We start from the raw sequence: 19,907 nt of genomic DNA, 5'->3' as shown, positions 1-19,907 counted from the left end.
AGACAAGACTGTCTAAATTTGTGGACATAACACAAAGAGATTTCGGTCCGGAGAGACGAATTTATTCGCTCTGGAGTCGGGATTTCACGGGATGGAACGTCCTAGGGTAGACGCCGCTTTGCGGCGGCAACCAGAATTCGAAAGAAGCCATTATCATGAGTCCCAAATTCCTCCGCATTGCGGTCGTGCTCGGTTTGTTGTCTGCCATCGGCCCGTTCGCCATCGACATGTATCTTCCCGCGCTGCCGTCGATCGGCGAGGATCTGCACGCCGGCACTGCGGCCGTGCAAATGAGCCTGTTGATCTTTTTCCTGTCGATGGGCTTCGGCCAGATCGTCGTCGGGCCGATCTCCGACATGGTCGGCCGCAAGCTGCCGCTCTATGGCGGCCTCGTGCTGTTCATGATCGGCGGCGTCGGTTCGGCGCTGGCGCCGACCATCGAATGGCTGATCGCCTTCCGCTTCCTGCAGGGCCTTGGCGCAAGCGCCGGCATGGCGGTGCCGCGGGCGATCGTGCGCGATCTGCACACCGGCACTGAAGCGGCCAAGCTGATGTCCTTGTTGATGCTGGTGTTTTCGGTGTCGCCGATCCTGGCGCCGCTGACCGGCAGCCAGATCATCGAGAATTTCGGCTGGCGCGCCGTGTTCTGGACGGTGACGGGTGCCGCACTGCTCGCCACCATCCTTTTGGCGACCTCGCTCAAGGAGACACGGCCGGTCGAAGAGCGCGTCGGTTCTTCCTTCGGCACCGCGCTCTCAGGCTACCGCTTGCTGATGGGTGACCGCAACTTCCTGGGTCTGGTGGCCATCGCCGGCTTCGGCATTGCCAGCTTCTTCGTCTATCTCTCCAGCTCGTCCTTCATCCTGATCGACCATTACGGGCTGTCGCCTTCGGTCTACAGCGTGTTCTTCTCGATCAACGCGGTTGCCTTCATCGGCATGTCGCAGCTGACGGGACTGCTGGCCGAGCGCTTCGGGCTGCGGCGCGTGGTGCGGGTCGCGGTGACCGGCTATGCGACGACCATGGTGGTGCTGTTTGCGGTGATGGCAACCGGCGTCGACCGGCTCGACGTGATGGCCGCATTGCTGTTCGTCGGCTACGGCTTCCTCGGTCTCGTCATCCCGACCACGTCGGTGCTGGCCATGGAAGAGCATGGCGAGATCGCCGGAACGGCCTCGGCGCTGATGGGCACGCTGCACTTCGCCATCGGCGCAGTCGCCATGGGTGTCGCCGGTGTGTTCTTCGACGGCACGCCGCTGCCGATGGTGGCCGGCATCACGCTTTGCGCGGTGATCTCGTTCACACTGGCGAAGGTGACGCTTGGCCGTTCGCGCGACGCGGTCGAAGCGCCGGCAGAATAAGCAACACCACCGAGATCGAAATAGGCCGGGTCAGTGCCGGCCTTTTTCATGAGCGCATTTCAGCCCTGCATCGCCCGTTCAAGCGCCGAGAAGATGCGCGGATCCGATGATTGCGCAACGTTGAAACGCAGATACCCGGTGGCGGATTGCACGAGGCTGAAGGCATTTCCCGGCGCCAGCACGATGTTTTCAGCCAGTGCGCGGCGCGCAATATCGGCCGCGTCCAGGCCCTCAGGCAGCGTGCACCACAGGAACATGCCGCTCCTTGGCTCGATCCATGGCTTGATGCCCATGACCTTCAACCGCGCGCCGGTTTCCGCCATGGCGCGGGACAGGCGATCGCGCAGGCTGTTGATGTGCTTGCGATAGGTTCCATCCCTGAGAATGCCGAGCACAAGCTCGGCGGCAATCGGGCTGCCGCCGAATGAGGTGGCGATTTTCAGGTCGATCAGCCCATCCGTCCAATCGCGTCGGGCGGCGATGAACCCACACCGCGTCGCTGCCGACAGCGTCTTGGAAAAACTGCCGATGTGGATGACCCGGTCGAGCCCGTCAAACGCGGCCAGGCGCGGCGCGGGCTCGTGTTCGAAGTCGGCGAAAATATCGTCCTCGATGATGGTCAGCCCCGATTGCTCGGCGAGCTTCAGCAGCCGGTGTGCAACGACAGGCGAGAGCGTCGCCCCGGTCGGATTGTGGATCGCCGAATTGGTGATGTAGAGGCGCGGCCGATGCTCGCTCAGCGCTTGCCCGAACAGCTCCATGTCGGGGCCGGATTGCGTGTAGGGAACACTGACGACCTTGGCGCGATGCGCGCGCAACAGGGCAAGAAAATTGAAATAGCAGGGGTCGTCGACAAGCACCGTGTCGCCCGGCTCGATCAGGAACCGGCACAGCAGATCAATCGCCTGCGTGCCGGATTCCGTCAGCATGATCTGGTCGGGTGCTGCCTCGATGCCGCGCTCGGCCATGCGCCGCGACAGAAGCTGGCGCAGCGGCAGAAGGCCGAGCGGCGTGCCGTAGTCGGTCAAAGCAGTGGCATCGGCGCGGGCCAGGCCGCGCAGCGATCGGCGCAAATCGGCTTGCGGCATCCATGCGGCGGGAAGCCATCCGCAGCCCGGCTTCATTGTGTCGCCGCCGGCTTCCAGCGATTGCCGCGACACCCAGAACGGATCCACGGCGCGATCCAGCCGCGGACCGATTTCGGCAAGAGCCAAAGGCGGCAGGTGGCCGACAACATAGAATCCCGAGCCGCGCCGCGACTGGACGACGCCTTCGGCGACGAGCCGGTCATAGGCTTCGACTACGGTCGACTTCGAAACGTCCATGACTTTGGCAAAGCCGCGGATGGAGGGCAGTTTCGCCCCCGGTGCGAGCGTTCGTCCGACGATGCGTTGCCGTATCGCCGCCATGACGCGCTGGACAAGCGTGCCGGTATCGTTCGGACTATCCAGCCTGGTGTCCATCCGTACTGCTCCTGCAGCCATGACAGTTTGCCAAAACTGTCATGCACTGTCTCTTAGAAATCGGCTCGACGCAACCGATACTGGCGACGAAACAGGACAGGTGTGATGGACAAGGCGACCAGCGGCTGGATCAACGGCTTTCTCGGGGTGCTGATCTTCAGCGGATCGCTGCCGGCGACACGGGTGGCGGTGGCCGCCTTTGACCCTGTGTTCCTCACCGCCGCCCGTGCGGGAATCGCCGGCGTCCTGGCGCTCTGTCTGTTGCTGGCTTTTCAAGAGAAGCGGCCGGGAGCGACCGATATCGTTTCGCTGATCGTCGTCGCCCTTGGCGTCGTCGTTGGTTTTCCCCTGCTGACGGCGCTGGCGCTCAAACATGTCACCTCCGCGCATTCCATAGTCTTCATCGGCCTGCTGCCGTTGGCGACGGCGATTTTCGGGGTCATACGCGGCGGCGAACGACCACGCCCGGCCTTCTGGCTGTTCTCCTGCCTTGGCAGCAGCCTGGTTGCCGGATTTGCGATGACGCAGAGTTCTTCCGTTTCGCCGGTCGGTGACATGTTGATGCTCGCGGCCGTCGTCGTTTGCGGCCTTGGCTATGCCGAAGGTGCAAAACTGTCGCGAACGCTCGGCGGCTGGCAGGTGATTTCCTGGGCGCTGGTTATCTCGTTGCCGATCATGGCAACGCTGGCCGTCGTCATCATGCCGGCGTCTTTTGCCGGAACGGGGCAGGCGGCCTGGATCGGTCTCGCCTACGTCTCCCTGTTCAGCATGCTGATCGGCTTCATCTTCTGGTACCGGGGGCTCGCCCAGGGCGGCATCGCCGCCGTCGGGCAATTGCAGCTGCTGCAGCCGTTTTTCGGGCTGACCCTGGCCGCGACCTTGCTGCACGAAGCCGTGAGTTGGGCCATGGTGGCCGTCACCGCCGCCGTGGTCCTCTGCGTCGCCGGCGCCAAACGCTTCGCCAAATGATGCGTGCCGCTTGAAGATAGCTGCAGGCTGCAGTGAAACAGGCATGGTGTGGGGAGAAGTGGAGGTTTCTGTTGCCAGGTACCTCCGAACCCCGCCTAGAAGTGCGAACCTCTAGGACTTGAATTGAAGCTATCGCACCGCTTACGCGGCGAGACGTGCTTCCGCATAGTTGTCATTTGCAACTACAGGTTTAGCCCGATGACGGTGGTACCATGCCGGGCAAAAGTACGATCTTTACACCTTCGTCGATCCTATTTCGCCCCCATCAACAGCCGCTCTGAATGACAGAGCGGTTCTTGGTGGAGGCGCCGGGTACCGCCCCCGGGTCCGAACGGCTTATTTCATCGCCCATTTATCGCCATAGTCGGTCAAGCCGACAAAACGAATATAGGGGGCCATCGCAAAAAATGAAAGGCCGCATTGATGCTTTGTCCCTGGGTCAAACCGTGTGCCAAACGGTGACGCAAAGGGTTGACTCGCAAACGGTCTCAACCGAAGCTTTAAGGCGGTGAGGAGTTAAACGACCTAGCGCACAAGTTGCGGCAGCGCGCCACAGCCCTCACCGATCGGATCCGTGGCGCCGACGTGGGGAAATCTGATGGCCGACTATCTCACAGACGTGAAGAAATACGACGCCGCGGCAAGCGCCGACGTGGTCGCCAAGATCGTCAAGCATCTGGGCATCGCGCTGAGAAACCGCGATTCCTCGCTGGTGTCCTGCACCGACCCCAAGGAACTCGATCGCGTCAAAGCGGGCTGGGTTTCCAAGAAGCTCGGCATCACCGACGGCAGCAAGGCCGATGCCTCGATAGAAAAGGCCTGCAAGGCGATGGCGGCCGACAACACCAAGAGCCGGGTGACCTTCTACTATCTGGTCGCAAAGGATTTGGGCAAGCTCGGCTCCCTCTGACGAACACCCTATTTGATGCAGATGCCGGCGCGATTTTCGCGCCTGCTTCTGTTGCCGGATTCGGCTATACTCACCGGTAACCCCGAATCGAGGCGAAACCGATGCGCCAATATCTCGACCTGTTGAAACACGTGCTGGAAAACGGCGCCGATCGCGGCGACCGCACCGGCACCGGCACGCGTGGCGTATTCGGCTACCAGATGCGCTTCGACCTGGCGCGCGGCTTTCCGGTCACCACCACCAAGAAGCTGCACCTGAAGTCGATCGTGCATGAGCTCCTGTGGTTCCTGGCCGGCGACACCAACATCAAATATCTCAACGACCACGGCGTCTCCATCTGGGACGAATGGGCCGACGAGAACGGCGACCTCGGCCCGGTCTATGGCAAGCAATGGCGCTCGTGGCCGGATGGCCATGGCGGCGGGATCGACCAGATTGCGAACCTTCTCAAGGAGATACGCAAGAACCCTAATTCGCGGCGGCTGATCGTTTCGGCGTGGAACCCGGCCGAGGTGGAAGCCATGGCGCTGCCGCCCTGCCACTGCCTGTTCCAGTTCTATGTCTCGGAAGGCAAGCTTTCCTGCCAGCTCTACCAGCGCTCGGCCGACATCTTTCTCGGCGTGCCGTTCAATATCGCTTCCTACGCGCTGCTGACGCTGATGGTGGCGCAAGTCACCGGGCTGAAGCCGGGTGACTTCATCCATACGCTTGGCGACGCGCATCTCTATTCGAACCATTTCGAGCAGGCGCGCGAACAGTTGCGGCGCACGCCCAAGGCGCTGCCGACGCTGTGGATCAATCCCGAGGTGAAGGATCTTTTTGCTTTCCGCTTCGAGGATTTCCGGCTCGAGAACTACCTCGCCGACGCAACGATCAAGGCGCCGATCGCGGTCTAAGGCGTGCCGATATTCAGGTGAGGCCGGCCTGCAAATGGCTGATACCTGCGCTTCCGGTGCTCACGTACTTAAGTACGCTCCGCCTCGGTATCAGCCATTTTCGACTCGGGCTGACCTGAATCTCAACACACCTTAGGTTCAATGTCGGAATTTGCAGGACGTCTGCCCGACCATCGCTGTCAATCGATGCCGACCATGACGTCCGAGGCCTTGATCACGGCATAGGCCTGCTTGCCCTTTTCAAGCTTGAGGTCGGCGACGGCCTCGTTGGTGATCGAGGCGGTGACGACAGCGCCGCCGCCAATGTCGATCCTGACATGCGAGGTGGTGGCTCCCTTGACGACCTCGACAATCGTTCCCTTGAGGATGTTGCGGGCACTGATTTTCATAGGACGTCTCCTTTGATCTCTATTTCGCTGTATCCAACTGAAATCATCGTAGGTCGCGACAGCCTCAAGATACAATGGTGGCTTGGAGCAAAAGCCTTCCATTGTTATGTTCATCCGGATATATCGATCGGCAGGCCGCGAGCCGATCAGGTTTCAAACCCAGGGAGAGTTTCATGCTGACGCGCAAAGGTTTTGGATTGAGGGCGATTGCGATCGGTGGTTTTGCGGCAATGCTGGCGGCTGCCGTGCCGGCGGCGCACGCGGAAGACGAGGTGCTGGTTTTTGCCGCGGCGAGCCTGAAGGACGGACTCGATGCCGTGAACAAGGCCTGCGAGGCCGATGTCGGCGAAGCCGCGACCATTTCCTACGCGGCAAGCTCGGCGCTGGCCAAGCAGATCGAGGGCGGCGCGCCGGCCGATGTCTTCATCTCGGCCGATCTCGACTGGATGAAATACCTTTCCGACAAGAAGCTGACCAAGCCCGACACGCAAGTGAAGCTGCTCGGCAACCAGATCGTGCTGGTGGCGCCGAAGGATTCGAAGGCCGAGACCAAGATCGAGAAGGGTTTCGACCTCGCCAAGCTTATCGGCGACGGCAAGCTCGCCATGGGCGATTTCAAGGCGGTGCCGGCCGGCAAATACGGCAAGGCCGCACTTGAATCGCTCGGCGTCTGGTCCTCGGTCGAGGGCAAGGTGGCGCAGGCCGAGAATGTGCGCGCAGCGCTCAAGCTGGTCTCGACCGGCGAAGCAGCGCTCGGCATCGTCTACGCCACCGACGCGCATGCCGACAAAGCTGTGAAGGTGGTCGGCACCTTCCCCGAGGATTCGCACCCGCCGATCATCTATCCGGTTGCCCAGACGGCCGATTCCAAGGACAAGGATACGCCGGCTTTCCTGAAGTGTCTTGAGTCTGCCAAGGCGGCGGAACTGTTCAAGGCACAAGGCTTCACGATCCTGGCGCCGAGCAACTAAGGCAACGCCTGACGCATGAACTGGCTGCTGGACCTCACTCCCGACGAATGGAATGCGGTCCGGCTGTCCATCAAGGTAGCGACGGTGGCGATGCTCGCCAGCCTGCCACCGGGCATATTGATCGCACTGGTGCTTGCCCGAGGCCAATTCTGGGGCAAGACGCTGCTCAACGGGCTGGTGCATCTGCCGTTGATCCTGCCACCGGTGGTGACCGGCTATTTGCTGTTGCTGACCTTCGGCAAGCGCGGCCCGGCCGGCGCCTTTCTTGCCGAGCATTTCGGCATTGTTTTCTCCTTTCGCTGGACGGGCGCGGCACTGGCCTGTGGCGTCATGGGCTTTCCCCTGATGGTGCGGGCGATCCGGCTGTCGATCGAGGCGGTGGATCGCAAGCTGGAAGCGGCGGCGGGAACGCTTGGCGCCAATCCTGTGTGGGTGTTCGCCACCATCACGCTGCCGTTGATCCTGCCTGGCCTGATTGCCGGCGCCATCCTGTCGTTTGCCAAGGCGATGGGCGAGTTCGGCGCGACCATTACCTTCGTTTCCAACATCCCGAACGAGACGCAGACGCTGCCGTCGGCGATTTATACTTTTACGCAGGTGCCGGGCGGCGATGAAGGCGCGCTGCGGCTGACGCTGATCTCGATCGTCATCTCGATGGCGGCGCTGGTCGCCTCGGAAGTGCTGGCGCGGCGCGTCGGCCGGCGGATGGACATCGAATGAGTGTTCTCGTCGACATCAGCCATCGCCTCGGCGATTTCGGCATCGACGCCCGCTTCGAGAGCGACGGGCGGCTGACCGCGCTGTTCGGGCCCTCCGGCTCCGGCAAGACGACGCTGATCAATTTGATCGCCGGGCTGATCCGGCCCGACAAGGGGCGGATCGAAGTCGACGGCCGTGTGCTGGTCGATACCGATGCCGGCCTGTTCATGCCGAAGCACAAAAGGCGAATCGGCATGGTGTTCCAGGACGCGCGGCTGTTTCCGCATCTGAGCGTCGCCGGCAACCTTCGTTATGGCCACTGGTTTACGCCGACGGCGGAGCGCTACGCGGATTTCAATGCGGTGGTCGACTTGCTTGGCATCGCTCATCTGCTCGACCGGCGGCCGGCAAAGCTTTCCGGCGGCGAAAAACAGCGCGTGGCGATCGGCCGGGCGCTGCTGGCCAGTCCGAAACTGCTTTTGATGGACGAGCCGCTGGCTTCGCTCGACGAAGCCCGCAAGGCCGAGATCCTGCCCTATGTCGAGCGGCTGCGCGACGAGACGAAAATCCCGATCGTCTATGTCAGCCATTCCGTCGCCGAGGTGGCGCGGCTGGCAAGCGACGTGGTGGTGCTGTCGCAAGGCCAGGTAGCCGCTTTCGGCCCGACCGGGGCGATCATGCAGCGGCTCGACCTTCTGCCGGCGGAAGAGCGCGGAGAAGGCGGCGCGGTGCTGGACACCAGCGTGCTGCGCCACGACGAGGCGTTCGGCATGACCGTGCTTGGCTCGGCAGCGGGCGAGATCCGTGTGCCGCGGCTGGCAATGGCGGCCGGTGCCCCGGTGCGCATCCGTATTCGCGCCCGCGACGTGATGATCGCCACCGAGCAGCCGGCGGGGCTCAGTGCACTCAACATTTTGCCAGGCACGATCATCGCGATAAAGCCGGGCGAGGGACCCTCGGTCGAAATCGGCATCGACTGCAACGGCGCCATCGTGCTTGCCCGCATCACCGAGCAGTCGCGGCAGACGCTGAAATTGCGGCTCGGCGGAAAAGTCTTCGCGGTGGTCAAGACGGTGAGCTTCGATCGGGCGAATACCGGCGCCGGCCTGCCTGCCGAGGCGCATGGATAGTCGCGAACGATGTCGTTATATCGATTTGGAATAGCGGTGAGCGCGTTGAGGGCCTAATGTGGGTAAGGACGTGACTGCGGAGGACCGGAAATGCCATCGCTGAGCTTGCGCATAAACCTCGATCCGGACGGGCGCATCGGACCCGGCAAGATCGAGCTTCTCGAGCAGATCGCCGCCTTCGGCTCGATCTCGGCCGCGGCGCGCGGCATGGAGATGTCCTACAAGCACGCCTGGGATCTGGTTGAGGACATGAACCGGGTGTTCGGCAAGCCGCTGGTCGCAGCGCAGACCGGTGGCAGAAAAGGCGGCGGCGCCCAATTGACGTCTGTAGGGCTCGCCGTGGTCAGCCGCTTTCGCGCCATAGAACGGGCGGCGACGTCCGCGGCAGCGACGCATATGGAGGCACTGCAGGCGGAGATTGATGCGGGGTGAGGGAATAGGCAGTAGTGAGTAGGCAGTAGGCAGTAGGCAGTAGGCAGTAGGCAGTAGGGAACGACGCCGGCTTCACCGCTCACTATCGACTACTCCCTATTCCTGCTTGCGCAGCAGATACGTGTCCATGATCCAGCCCTTCATCCGGCGGGCTTCTTCGCGAGTTTTCTCGATCGCGGCGCCGACATCACCAAGGCGGCCGGCGATCAGGATCTCGTCGGGCGTGCCGAGATAGGCGCCCCAGTGGATGATGAGATCCTTGTCGGCCAGCGTGTTGAAGGCGCATTTGCCGTCGAGCATGACRACCGTGCTGCCGGCATTTTCGGGCATGCCTTCCTCGGTGAGGCGGCGACCGGTGGTGACCAGGATGGAATCGCCGATGTGGTTCAGCGCCATTTTGTGGCCGGCGGCGAGCGCCTGGACGGCGGTGATGCCGGGAATGACTTCCAGCTCGAACCCGACATTGCCTCTGAGCCCCACCCGCTCGAGGATGCGCAGCGCGCTGTCATAGAGCGACGGGTCGCCCCAGATCAGGAAGGCGCCGCAGCCGTCGTCTGCAAGCTCGTCGCGGATCAGGCCTTCGTAAATCGCCGCGATCGCCTCATGCCAGTCATCGACGGTCGAGCGATAAGAGGGCGCCGGTTCGGCGCGCACCGGCACGTCGAACTCGACTCGACGCGATTTCGGATTGGTGACGAAACGGTCGCAGATATGGCGGCGCAATTCGGCAAGGTCGTTCTTTTTCGTGCCCTTGTCGGGGATAAACAGGACGTCCGCCCGGTTCAGGCCGTCGATGGCCTGGACCGTCATGTGGTCGGGATTGCCGGCGCCGATGCCGATGACGAGAAGCTTGCGCATGGGCGAACTCCTGCCCGATCGCAACGTCGGTGTCCAGACGGCCATGACATGTGCGCAAGCCTTGCCGGGCATGTTGAAGGGCTTTGAAACGCCACATTGAAACGTCTAGTGTCGCCGCGGCATTCTTGCCGAGGGGGCTTCCATGTTTCGTACCATCCTGATCGCAGCGCTGGCGCTTTCTGCCGCACCTGCATTGGCCAATGATTCGGTCGCCGAACTCGGCACCGGCGGGCTGATCCTGTCGCGCAGCGATGCGGTGTCGATGCAAAGCGAGGATCTCTTTATCTCGCCGGAAAAGGTGACGGTCGACTACGTCTTCCACAACAACACCGACAAGGATGTCGATGCCATCGTCGCCTTCCCGTTGCCTGACATCGAAGGTAACCCGGAGGAAATGCCGGCGATCCCTGAAAATCAGAGCGACAATTTCCTTGGCTTCGAGGTGACGATCGATGGCGTTGCGGCAAAACCGCAGCTCGAGCAGAAGGTGTTTGCGCTCGGCATCGACATCGGCGCCGATCTGAAGGCGCAGAACGTGCCGTTCAATCCATTCGGCGATGCGGCAAAGGCGGCCCTGGCGAAGCTGCCGAAGGCGGTAGCCGAGGATTGGGAGAACCGTGGCATCATCATCGAGGATACGGGAAGCGACGGTACTGAGGCGAACAAGGTCTATACGCCGTGGTGGCAGTTGCGCTCGACCTATTGGTGGCACTCGACCTTTCCGGCCAACAAGGATGTCCATGTCTCGCACCGCTACAAGCCCAGCGTCGGCGGCACGTCATCCGTCAGCTTCTTCTATGACGGCAAGTTCCAGGGTAGCCAGTATGCTCCCTACAAGACCCGCTATTGCCTGGACAACGATTTCGAGAATGCGGTGAGCAAGGCGGCCAAGGAAGATCCGGACGGTTATCCCAAATTCTACGAGAAACGCATCTCCTATATCCTGACCACCGGCGGCAACTGGGCGAACGGCAGCATCGGCAAGTTCAAGTTGACCGTCGACAAGGGCAATCCGAAAGCGCTGATCTCGTTCTGCGGTGACAATGTCAAAAAGGTCGGGCCGACGACCTTCGAGACGACGGCGAAGGATTTCTATCCCGAGCACAACATCGACCTATTGCTTTTGGAGCCGTCGGATGACGACGCCGGGGAAGCCAACTGATGGACCTCGCAATCTATGTTGCCATTGCCGAGAATGGCGTGATCGGACGCGATGGCGGCTTGCCATGGCGGCTTTCCACCGATCTCAAGCGCTTCAAGGCCGATACGATGGGCAAGCCGATCATCATGGGCCGCAAGACCTATGAAGGCATCGGCCGGCCCTTGCCGGGCAGGCTGAATATTGTGGTGACCCGCGACAAGGCCTGGCGCGCCGAGGGCATCGAAATCGCGCATTCGCTCGACGAGGCCATCAAACTGGCGACCGTGCGTGGGCGCTGCATGGCCGGCGCCGACGAAATCTGCGTCGTCGGCGGCGGCGAGATCTATGCTCAGGCGCTGCCGCTGGCCGACCGTCTGCACGTCACCCATGTGCTGGCCAGTGTCGATGGCGACGCGCATTTCCCTGACATCGACCCGGATTTGTGGCGGCTTGTCAGTTCGCAGGATATCCCAGCCGGTGAAAAGGACAGTCATGCGACGCGCTATACGGTCTATGAACGCCGCCGGCCAATGGCACAGGTATTTCCATGACGGTCAGCATGCATCGGCCGCTCGGTGCTTTCATGGATTTGCTCAGCACGGAGATCCGCTCACGTATGGGAAATGATCCGTCGCGCGAAGCCGCCCATAGGCGGATTTTCGGCGACATGGCACTTGAGGCGCCGCAGGCGAGCCATGAGCTGCCCCAACGCCAGCCGGCCTGCCGTCATCTTGCGGCGTGCTTTGCCGATCTTGAAAAGCTCGGCGGCAATCTCGGCAAGCTCGCTGTCGCGTTGCGTGAGATCGAACCCAATCTCAGCTGGAACAACCAAAGCGAACGTCGCAAATCGGCGGTGCTAGCTGAGAACTACGCCGATTCCTTCATTGTCGGTCCGCGCGGCTTCGTCCCGAGCAGCAGAGTCGAGATCGGAGTCTCGGTGATGGCGCCGCACACGACGTATCCCGACCATAGGCATCCACCGGAAGAGCTCTATCTTGTCTTGTCGCAGGGCGAGTGGCGGCAGAATGCCGACGCGTGGCACGAGCCGGGCGTCGGCGGAGTCGTCTACAATCCGGCTAACATCGTCCATGCCATGCGTGCCAACGCGAAGCCACTTTTTGCTATTTGGTGCCTGCCCTTAGACAATGGGCCGCATTCATAGGGCGACTTATTGGAATTTGCCGCTTTCGCCGGCTCAAATCGGACAATGCAGTGTCGGATCGCGTTGAAAGCGCGCCCGGGCATCCCTATAGAAGAACAACTGGATTTCGCGCCGCAACGCCGGCGCCGAGGGAATTCCAAGCGAAAGGACATTCATGCCCTGGAACGATAAAAGCGGCGGTGGCGGCGGCCCATGGGGCGGCGGCGGCGGCAACAATCAGGGGCCCTGGGGGCAGGGACCAAAGGGACCGAGCGGTCCGCAAGGCTCGCCTCCCGATCTTGAAGACATCATCCGGCGCGGCCAGGACAGGCTCCGGCGCGCGCTGCCCGGCGGTGGCGGCGCCAGCCCCGCCGTCTTCGCACTGATCGCGGCCGCACTGGTCGTGCTGTGGGCATTCAAGGCGGTCTACACCGTGCAACCCGATGAGGTTGCGGTGGAGTTGCGCTTCGGCAAGCCGAAGGCCGAACTCTCGCAACCCGGCCTGCATTTCCATTGGTGGCCGATCGAAACGGTCGAGACGGCCAACATCGCAGAGCAGCTCGTCGATATCGGTGGCGGCAACACCAGCGGCAACGGCCTGATGCTTTCCGGCGACCAGAACATCGTCAACGTGCAGTTCTCGGTGGCCTATCAGGTTTCCGATCCGCGGGCCTATCTGTTCGACGTCTCCGATCCCGAAGGCATGCTGCAGCAGGTCGCCGAAAGCGCCATGCGCGAAGCCGTCGGCCGGCGACCGGCCCAGGACATCTTCCGCGACGACCGCCAGGGTATTGCAGCGTCGGTGCGCGAAATCATCCAGACGACCCTGGACGGCTACAAGGCCGGCCTGAACGTCAATGCGGTTTCGATCGAGGACGCGGCGCCGCCGCGCGATGTCGCCGATGCGTTCGACGAAGTGCAGCGCGCCGAGCAGGACGAGGACAAGTTCGTCGAGCAGGCCAACCAGTATTCCAACCAGAAGTTGGGCCAGGCGCGCGGCGCGGCGGCACAGGTCCGCGAGGATGCGGCCGCTTACAAGAACCGTGTCGTGCAGGAGGCCGAAGGCGAGGCGCAGCGCTTCATCTCGGTCTATGACGAATACGCCAAGGCGCCGGATGTGACGCGCAAGCGGCTTTATCTGGAAACCATGGAGAAGGTCCTGAAAGACTCAAACAAGGTCATCGTCGAACAGGGCAACGGGCAAGGGGTCGTTCCCTATCTGCCGCTGCCGGCACTGCAGCAGAAGGCGCCGGCGCCTTCTGCGCTGGGTACGACCACGGGAGTAGCCCAGTGATGGCCAACCGTCTCCCCATCCTCGCGGTCGTCGCCGCGGTCATCCTGTTCCTGATCTATTCGTCTGTCTTCGTCGTCAACGCACGCCAGCAGGCGCTGGTGCTGCGCTTCGGCGAGATCGTCGACGTCAAGAATGAGCCCGGCATCTATTTCAAGGCGCCTTTCGCCTTCTTCGATGCCGACAGCGTGCAATTGATCGAAAACCGGGTGCTGCGCTTCGATCTCGATAACATCCGCGTCCAGGTTTCGGGCGGCAAGTTCTATGAGGTCGACGCTTTCATCGCCTATCGCATCTCGGATCCGCGCGTGTTCCGCGCCGCCGTATCCGGTCAGATCGGACTGGCCGAGGCACGGCTACGGACGCGTCTCGATGCGGCGCTGCGCCGTGTCTACGGTCTGCGCGACTTCGAGGCAGCACTCTCTGAGGAGCGTGCCGTGATGATGCGCGAAGTGCGCGATCAGCTCAGGCCCGACGCCACCTCGCTCGGCCTGCAGATCGAGGACGTGCGCATCCGCCGGACCGACCTGACGGCCGAGGTTTCGCAGCAGACGTTCGACCGCATGAAGGCTGAACGTCTGGCCGAGGCCGAGCGGCTCAGGGCTCGCGGCAAAGAGGCGGCGCAGCGCATCACCGCCCGTGCCGACCGTGAAGTGGTGGAGATCGTCGCCGAAGCACAGAAGGAATCGGAGATACTGCGCGGTGAGGGCGAAGCCCAGCGCAGCGCCACCTTCGCCGATGCCTACAAACGCGATCCGGCCTTCTTCGATTTCTACCGGTCGATGAGCGCCTATGGCACGGCGCTGGACAATAGCGGCACGACGATGGTGCTGTCGCCGAACTCGGAGTTCTTCCGTTTCTTCCGCGACCCCGACGGCAAGGCTCCGCCGGCAGCACCCGCTGCACCGGCTACACAGCCGAGCACCGGCCAGTAACGGCCGGTGCAGGATTTCCTGGCGGCAATAGGCCTGGTCCTCGTCATCGAGGGCCTGGTCTATGGCGGCTTTCCGAACCTCGCCAAAAAACTTGCCGGGGAGGTGCTGTCGATGCCGGAGAATGCGCTGCGCATTGCCGGGTTGGCTGCGATCGCCATCGGTGTCGGCATCGTCTGGCTGGTGCGCGGTTGGCTGTAACGGAGGATTTATCCTCTGCCGGTAGTCATAGCCGCAAACGTGCCGTATTTTTTGCCAACATGGCGCGACGCGGCATTTTGCCAAAGCGCTTTTCTTTTTCTTAAAACACCGGGAGGCTTCTCGATGACATCCAACACCCTTCTGCGCGCAGCGAGGCGGACGTTCATCGCCGGCGCAGCGGCACTTCTCGTCGGCGCCGTTGCCGTCCCGTCCTTCGTGACGCCGACGGTGGCCGCGGACGGGCCGGCTTCGGTCGCCGACCTTGCCGAGGGCCTGCTTGGCGCGGTGGTCAACATCTCGACCTCGCAGACGGTGAAGGGCACGGAAGGTCCGGGCGCGGTGCCGATGCCGCAGCTTCCGGAAGGTTCGCCCTTCCAGGATTTCTTCGACGATTTCTTCAAGAACCGTGGCGGCGACAAGGATGGCGGCGCGCAGAAAGTGCAGTCGCTGGGTTCCGGCTTCGTGGTCGACGCCGAGCAGGGCATCGTCGTCACCAACAACCACGTCATTGCCGACGCCGATGATATCGAGGTGAATTTCTCCGATGGCATCACGCTGAAGGCGACGCTGGTCGGCACCGACACCAAGACCGATGTTGCCGTGCTGAAGGTCGACCCGAAAGGGCACAAGCTGACAGCGGTCAAGTTCGGCGATTCCAACAAGATGCGTGTCGGCGACTGGGTGATGGCGATCGGCAATCCGTTCGGCCTCGGCGGCACGGTGACGGTCGGCATCGTTTCGGCCCGCAACCGCGACATCAATTCCGGCCCCTATGACGACTTCATCCAGACCGATGCCGCCATCAACCGCGGCAATTCCGGTGGACCGCTGTTCAACAGCGTGGGCGAGGTCATCGGCATCAACACCGCGATCATCTCGCCGTCAGGCGGCTCTATCGGCATCGGCTTCTCGATCCCCTCGCAACTCGCCTCGGGCGTCGTCGACCAACTTCGCCAGTTCGGCGAGACGCGGCGCGGCTGGCTTGGCGTGCGCATCCAGCCGGTGACCGACGACATCGCCGAAAGCCTCGGCATGGCGACAGCCAAGGGGGCGCTGGTGGCCGGCGTCATCAAGGGCGGACCGGTCGACAACGGCACCATCCTGGCCGGCGACGTCATCATCAAGTTCGACGGCAAGGACATCCATGAAATGCGCGACCTGCCGCGCGTCGTCGCGGAAAGCCCGGTCGGCAAGGCGGTCGACGTGATCATCGTACGCAAGGGCGTCGAGCAGACGGTCAAGGTGACGCTCGGCCGGCTCGAGGACGGCGAGAAGCTCGCCAGCGGCGAAGACGGCACTACCGACGAGGATAAGGGCGGCGACAAGGCGCCGGCGGTTTCAACGGCTTCGGTGCTCGGCATGACCGTCGGCGAACTCAACGACGAGACGCGGACCAAGTTCGGCATTGCCGCCGATGTCTCGGGCGTCGTCATCACCGACGTCACCAAGGATTCGGCCGCGGCTGAACGCGGCATCCAGGCCGGCGAGGTGATCACCGAGATCGCCCAGGAATCGGTCGCGACCCCGAAAGACGTCATGGACCGGATCGGCGCGCTGAAGGAGCAGGGCCGCAAGAATGCGCTTCTGATGCTGGCGTCCAAGACCGGCGAATTGCGGTTCGTTACGATCCGGATGGATTGAATCCGGAAGGGCCGATAACGCTCTGATCCTGATATGAAAAAGGCGGCTACTCAGCCGCCTTTTTTCTTGCCTGCCAGTCATGCCGCGAAAGCCGGTAGAGGACGTGCCTCTTGAGATGAGGGTGGCTGTCGGGAATCTCTGGATGATCGAAGTCTCTCGATGGATCGGCGGTCATGCCAAGCCGCTCCATGACGGCGGTCGAGCGGCGGTTGGCCGCGACGGCGAAGGAGACGATTTCGTCGCGATCAAGCGTTTCGAAACCAAAGGCGAGCCAGGCTTCGGAGGCCTCGGTGACATAGCCCTTGCCCCAGAATTCCGGCGCCAGCCGCCAGCCGATCTCGATCGTATCTGAAGGCATGGACGGCACGTGATCGGTCTCCAAGAGGCCGACAAAGCCAATGCATTCGCCCGTCGCGGCAATTGCGGCGGCGGCAAAACCAAAGCCGTCCTCGGCGATCCAGCCCCGAAATTCGTCCATCTTGGCATCCGTCTCGGCACGCTCGCGGCGGAACGGAAAGAATTCCATCACCCGCTCGTCCGAATTGATGCGATGGAAGAGTTCGCGATCGCGGTCTTCCCAGTTGCGCAGGATCAGGCGCTCGGTGCGCATCGGTTTCATCCGGCAAACTCCTCCTGGTGATAGCCCTGGAGATAGAGCAGCGCCGTCAGATCGCCATGGTCGATGCGAACCTTGGCTTGCGCGGCCACAGTTGGCTTGGCGTGCAGCGCAACACCGGTGCCGGCCAGCCGGATCATGTCGAGGTCGTTGGCGCCGTCGCCGACGGCAATGGCGTCGGCCGGAGTCAGGCCCAGGCGGGCCGAAATCTCGTTCAGGGCATCGGCCTTGGCGGCGCGGCCGAGGATCGGCTCGGCGACCAGCCCGGCAAATCGGCCGTTCTCCTCAATCAGGCGGTTGGCGCGGTTTTCCTGAAAGCCGAGCATGTCCGCGATGCGGCTGGTAAAGACGTCGAAGCCGCCGGAGACGAGTGCCGTCCAGGCGCCGTTCTTCCGCATCGTCTGCACCAGAGCGCGGCCGCCGGAGGCCAGCGTCAGCCGATTGGCGATGATGCGGTCGACCACGGCAGTGTCGAGGCCTTTCAACAACGCCACCCGCTCGCGCAGGGCCGGTTCGAACGCGATCTCGCCATTCATCGAGCGCGCCGTGATGGCGGCGACACGATCCTTGACGCCGATCTCGTCGGCAAGCTCGTCGATGCACTCCTGGTCGATCATGGTCGAATCCATATCGGCGATGAGAATCTTCTTTCGCCTGCCGTCAGCCTGCTGGACGATCACGTCGAGCGGTTCGGACGCCAGCGCGGCGCGCAGATTGGCGGTCGTTTCAGCGGCTTTGGCGGCCTCGGGCAGGACAAGATCGCAAGCGATGCCTTCGGCCAGCCAGCGAACAGCGCTTGCGCGGACCGACCGTGACGCCATATTCGCAAGCGAGGCCGACAATGCGTGGCCGGCGGGATGAGACACGAGCGTGGCGATGAGCGGCATTGAATATTCCGACGAGCAGGCGGGCGAGGGCCGCGTGAAGAACGCGATCCTGATAGCCGGGCCGACCGCCAGCGGCAAGTCGGCGCTGGCGCTCGATCTCGCCGAGCGCAAGGGCGGTGTCATCGTCAACACCGATTCCATGCAGGGCTATTCGGTGCTCGACGTGCTGACGGCGCGGCCGCGTGCAGCCGAGCTCGCCCGCGCGCCGCATTTTCTCTACGGCCACGTTCCTCCGTCGACTGCTTATTCCACCGGCGCGTGGTTGCGCGACGTGATGAAGCTGATCGACGACGGCACGCTTTCCGGGCGACCTGACGGCACGCTCTTCGAACGGCCAGTGATTTTCGTCGGCGGCACCGGGCTTTACTTCCGGGCGCTGGCGGAAGGCATTTCGGAAATGCCCGACATTCCGCAGTCGATCCGCGACCGCTGGCGCTATGAACTCAAGGAGCAGGGGTCGGAAAAGCTGCACCGCATCCTGCTGCATGAGGATTCGGCGGTCGCCATGTCGCTGAAGCCGACCGACAGCCAGCGCATCGTGCGCGCGCTCGAAGTGCTCGATGCGTCTGGCCGTTCCATCCGGGAGTGGCAAGCGGCGCGCGGCCGGCCGCTGATCGACCGCGACAGCGCAAAATTCCTGGTAATCGAGCCGGATCGCGGGGCCTTGGTGGAACGCATCGAAGCGCGGTTCGACCGCATGCTCGACCAGGGCGCGCTGGATGAGGTCAAGCAGTTGGTGGCGCTCGGCCTCGACCCTGATATGCCGGCGATGAAGGCGATCGGCGTGCGCGAACTGCAGGCGGCGATGGCCGGGGACATGAGCTTTGCCGAAGCCATCGAACGGGCCAAGATCGCGACACGGCAATATGCCAAGCGTCAGGCGACCTGGTTCAGGCACCAGCTAGGCCCGCAATGGCGCAGATTGCTGCCCGGCGACATCTCGGAAATCGCCATCTGAGTCAACGCTTCTCAACCAATCTTAAAAGTTGACGTTAATTGTAGATTTCCCGTCGAGGTTGTCCTGGTTAACCCTCCGTAAGGCCCTGCATGCCATAAAGTCTATGGGCACTTTTCCAACGGGGAGCAGATGCGTTTCCACAAGGCGGAATCCGCATTTTTCGTCTTTATCTTCGTGATCCTCGCCGCGGGCCTGGTGACGCTTCATGCCTATGGACTTCTGCAAGCCTTTGCCGACGAGGTCCACACGCCTTCCAAGACCGAGGAGATCGCCTATCTCAACAAGCTGTTGCTGGCGACCGGCGTGCTTTTGGCGACCGCATTGTTCTTCGGTATTTTCTTCATCTACCCGATGATCCGCAGGCAGGCGGCGGAAGAGGGCAAGCTGCGCGCCATGACGGTCTCGCTCAGCGCCCGTTCGGATTCGCTGGAGCATGCAGCGCTGACCGACGGCCTGACGGGTATGCAGAACCGGCGCTATTTCGACGATGCGCTGAAGGAATATCTCGAGGAATTCCGCCGCATCGAGAAGCCCGTCGGGCTGATGATCCTCGACCTCGACCATTTCAAGCAGGTCAACGACACCCATGGCCACGATGTCGGCGACGAGGTGCTAAGGGCCGTCGCCGGTTGCCTGAAGGGCATCACACGCTATCACGATGTGGTGGCGCGGCTCGGCGGCGAGGAGTTCGCCGTGGTTACGCCCAATATGGACGCCGAGCTTCTGGCCAAATTTGCCGAGCGCATCCGCAAGGCGGTCGCCAACATGTCGGTGCTGTCAGGCAATGTCCGCCTGAAGATCACCACCAGTGTCGGCCTTGCCGTCTGGGACCGCAAGGAAACGGCGGAGGATTTTTATCGCCGCGCCGATCGCCAGCTGTATGAAGCCAAGAGGCAGGGACGCAATCGCGTCTCCGCCTAAAATCCCGTCATTAAATTCGTGATGCTGGCCGTTTGATGCCGGCTTCTGCGCTTCCGGCCTTCGCCGGCCGAAGCACTCATGAGTGGTGTGACTGTCAAGG

General features: G+C 62.5%; 22 protein-coding genes and 1 other RNA gene. 17 read left to right on the top strand and 6 right to left on the bottom strand.

Annotated features, from left to right (window positions below; genetic code table 11):
- Positions 1-155 precede the first annotated feature (155 nt).
- Complete coding sequence (locus AC1DXN_RS17920; RefSeq protein ID WP_477277176.1) at positions 156-1,361, top strand: multidrug effflux MFS transporter; 1,206 nt, start codon at positions 156-158, stop codon at positions 1,359-1,361.
- Between the two features lie 59 nt (positions 1,362-1,420).
- On the opposite strand, the gene AC1DXN_RS17915 is transcribed toward AC1DXN_RS17920, so the two are convergent.
- The gene (locus AC1DXN_RS17915; protein ID WP_477277174.1) at positions 1,421-2,845 is read right to left on the bottom strand and encodes an aminotransferase-like domain-containing protein; all 1,425 of its coding nucleotides are present in this window, start codon (positions 2,843-2,845) and stop codon (positions 1,421-1,423) included.
- An 84-nt stretch (positions 2,846-2,929) separates the two neighbouring features.
- Here AC1DXN_RS17915 and AC1DXN_RS17910 point away from each other — a divergent pair, with 84 nt between their 5' ends.
- The gene (locus AC1DXN_RS17910) at positions 2,930-3,793 is read left to right on the top strand and encodes a DMT family transporter (RefSeq protein ID WP_477277172.1); all 864 of its coding nucleotides are present in this window, start codon (positions 2,930-2,932) and stop codon (positions 3,791-3,793) included.
- Positions 3,794-3,850: 57 nt separating this feature from the next.
- Here the strand turns inward: AC1DXN_RS17910 and ssrA are convergent.
- Positions 3,851-4,210: a transfer-messenger RNA gene (ssrA, locus tag AC1DXN_RS17905) on the bottom strand.
- 181 nt (positions 4,211-4,391) lie between these two features.
- Here ssrA and AC1DXN_RS17900 point away from each other — a divergent pair.
- Both AC1DXN_RS17900 and AC1DXN_RS17895 read left to right on the top strand, forming a co-directional pair.
- Entirely contained in the window at positions 4,392-4,703 is a 312-nt protein-coding gene (locus AC1DXN_RS17900; protein ID WP_477277170.1) for a DUF2853 family protein, read from the top strand.
- Positions 4,704-4,804: 101 nt separating this feature from the next.
- Entirely contained in the window at positions 4,805-5,599 is a 795-nt protein-coding gene (locus AC1DXN_RS17895) for a thymidylate synthase (RefSeq protein ID WP_477277169.1), read from the top strand.
- Between the two features lie 179 nt (positions 5,600-5,778).
- Here AC1DXN_RS17895 and AC1DXN_RS17890 read toward each other — a convergent pair whose 3' ends face one another.
- Positions 5,779-5,988, bottom strand: coding sequence for a TOBE domain-containing protein (locus AC1DXN_RS17890; protein WP_477277167.1), 210 nt, complete (start codon positions 5,986-5,988; stop codon positions 5,779-5,781).
- Between the two features lie 173 nt (positions 5,989-6,161).
- On the opposite strand from AC1DXN_RS17890, the gene modA reads away from it, so the two are divergent.
- The 4 genes from modA to AC1DXN_RS17870 all read left to right on the top strand — a co-directional run bounded on the left by modA (position 6,162) and on the right by AC1DXN_RS17870 (position 9,220).
- Positions 6,162-6,959, top strand: coding sequence for a molybdate ABC transporter substrate-binding protein (modA, locus tag AC1DXN_RS17885; protein ID WP_477277165.1), 798 nt, complete (start codon positions 6,162-6,164; stop codon positions 6,957-6,959).
- Between the two features lie 15 nt (positions 6,960-6,974).
- Positions 6,975-7,679 carry a molybdate ABC transporter permease subunit gene (gene modB, locus AC1DXN_RS17880; protein ID WP_477277163.1) on the top strand — a complete coding sequence of 235 codons (705 nt, stop codon included), beginning with the start codon at positions 6,975-6,977 and terminating at the stop codon, positions 7,677-7,679.
- The gene (gene modC / locus AC1DXN_RS17875) at positions 7,676-8,788 is read left to right on the top strand and encodes a molybdenum ABC transporter ATP-binding protein (protein ID WP_477277161.1); all 1,113 of its coding nucleotides are present in this window, start codon (positions 7,676-7,678) and stop codon (positions 8,786-8,788) included. Before modB ends, modC begins: the two co-directional genes overlap by 4 nt.
- Before the next feature lie 90 nt (positions 8,789-8,878).
- A complete protein-coding gene (locus AC1DXN_RS17870; RefSeq protein WP_258600902.1) occupies positions 8,879-9,220 on the top strand; it encodes a winged helix-turn-helix domain-containing protein in 342 nt (113 codons plus the stop codon).
- A 96-nt stretch (positions 9,221-9,316) separates the two neighbouring features.
- Here AC1DXN_RS17870 and cobF read toward each other — a convergent pair whose 3' ends face one another.
- On the bottom strand, positions 9,317-10,078 hold the full coding sequence (gene cobF / locus AC1DXN_RS17865; protein ID WP_477277159.1) for a precorrin-6A synthase (deacetylating): 762 nt from the start codon (positions 10,076-10,078) through the stop codon (positions 9,317-9,319).
- Between the two features lie 142 nt (positions 10,079-10,220).
- On the opposite strand from cobF, the gene AC1DXN_RS17860 reads away from it, so the two are divergent.
- The 7 genes from AC1DXN_RS17860 (at position 10,221) to AC1DXN_RS17830 (ending at position 16,425) form a co-directional block, all read left to right on the top strand.
- Positions 10,221-11,240, top strand: coding sequence for a DUF4424 domain-containing protein (locus tag AC1DXN_RS17860; RefSeq protein ID WP_477277157.1), 1,020 nt, complete (start codon positions 10,221-10,223; stop codon positions 11,238-11,240).
- Positions 11,240-11,770, top strand: a complete 531-nt coding sequence (locus AC1DXN_RS17855) for a dihydrofolate reductase (protein WP_477277155.1) — start codon at positions 11,240-11,242, stop codon at positions 11,768-11,770. The genes AC1DXN_RS17860 and AC1DXN_RS17855 overlap by 1 nt, the downstream gene beginning before the upstream one ends.
- Positions 11,767-12,381, top strand: coding sequence for a dimethylsulfonioproprionate lyase family protein (locus AC1DXN_RS17850; protein ID WP_477244748.1), 615 nt, complete (start codon positions 11,767-11,769; stop codon positions 12,379-12,381). Before AC1DXN_RS17855 ends, AC1DXN_RS17850 begins: the two co-directional genes overlap by 4 nt.
- A 154-nt stretch (positions 12,382-12,535) precedes the next feature.
- Positions 12,536-13,654: an FtsH protease activity modulator HflK gene (gene hflK / locus AC1DXN_RS17845; protein ID WP_477244750.1), complete on the top strand. Its 1,119-nt coding sequence runs from the start codon at positions 12,536-12,538 to the stop codon at positions 13,652-13,654.
- A complete protein-coding gene (hflC, locus tag AC1DXN_RS17840) occupies positions 13,654-14,586 on the top strand; it encodes a protease modulator HflC (RefSeq protein ID WP_477277153.1) in 933 nt (310 codons plus the stop codon). The genes hflK and hflC overlap by 1 nt, the downstream gene beginning before the upstream one ends.
- A gap of 6 nt (positions 14,587-14,592) precedes the next feature.
- Entirely contained in the window at positions 14,593-14,784 is a 192-nt protein-coding gene (locus tag AC1DXN_RS17835) for a DUF2065 domain-containing protein (protein ID WP_477244753.1), read from the top strand.
- Between the two features lie 123 nt (positions 14,785-14,907).
- Positions 14,908-16,425 (top strand): DegQ family serine endoprotease, encoded by a 1,518-nt coding sequence (locus AC1DXN_RS17830; protein ID WP_477277151.1) that lies wholly within the window; start codon positions 14,908-14,910, stop codon positions 16,423-16,425.
- A gap of 46 nt (positions 16,426-16,471) precedes the next feature.
- On the opposite strand, the gene AC1DXN_RS17825 is transcribed toward AC1DXN_RS17830, so the two are convergent.
- Together AC1DXN_RS17825 and serB are read right to left on the bottom strand one after the other, a co-directional pair.
- Positions 16,472-17,044, bottom strand: a complete 573-nt coding sequence (locus AC1DXN_RS17825; protein ID WP_477277149.1) for a GNAT family N-acetyltransferase — start codon at positions 17,042-17,044, stop codon at positions 16,472-16,474.
- Positions 17,041-17,928, bottom strand: coding sequence for a phosphoserine phosphatase SerB (gene serB / locus AC1DXN_RS17820; RefSeq protein WP_477277147.1), 888 nt, complete (start codon positions 17,926-17,928; stop codon positions 17,041-17,043). Before serB ends, AC1DXN_RS17825 begins: the two co-directional genes overlap by 4 nt.
- Here serB and miaA point away from each other — a divergent pair.
- On the top strand, positions 17,918-18,886 hold the full coding sequence (gene miaA, locus AC1DXN_RS17815; protein WP_477277145.1) for a tRNA (adenosine(37)-N6)-dimethylallyltransferase MiaA: 969 nt from the start codon (positions 17,918-17,920) through the stop codon (positions 18,884-18,886). The genes serB and miaA overlap by 11 nt on opposite strands.
- A gap of 129 nt (positions 18,887-19,015) precedes the next feature.
- A complete protein-coding gene (locus AC1DXN_RS17810) occupies positions 19,016-19,807 on the top strand; it encodes a GGDEF domain-containing protein (protein ID WP_477277143.1) in 792 nt (263 codons plus the stop codon).
- The last annotated feature ends 100 nt before the right edge of the window (positions 19,808-19,907 follow it).

The organism is Mesorhizobium sp. P2_H9, from assembly GCF_056403215.1.
This window is presented reverse-complemented; position numbering and strand designations above follow the sequence as displayed.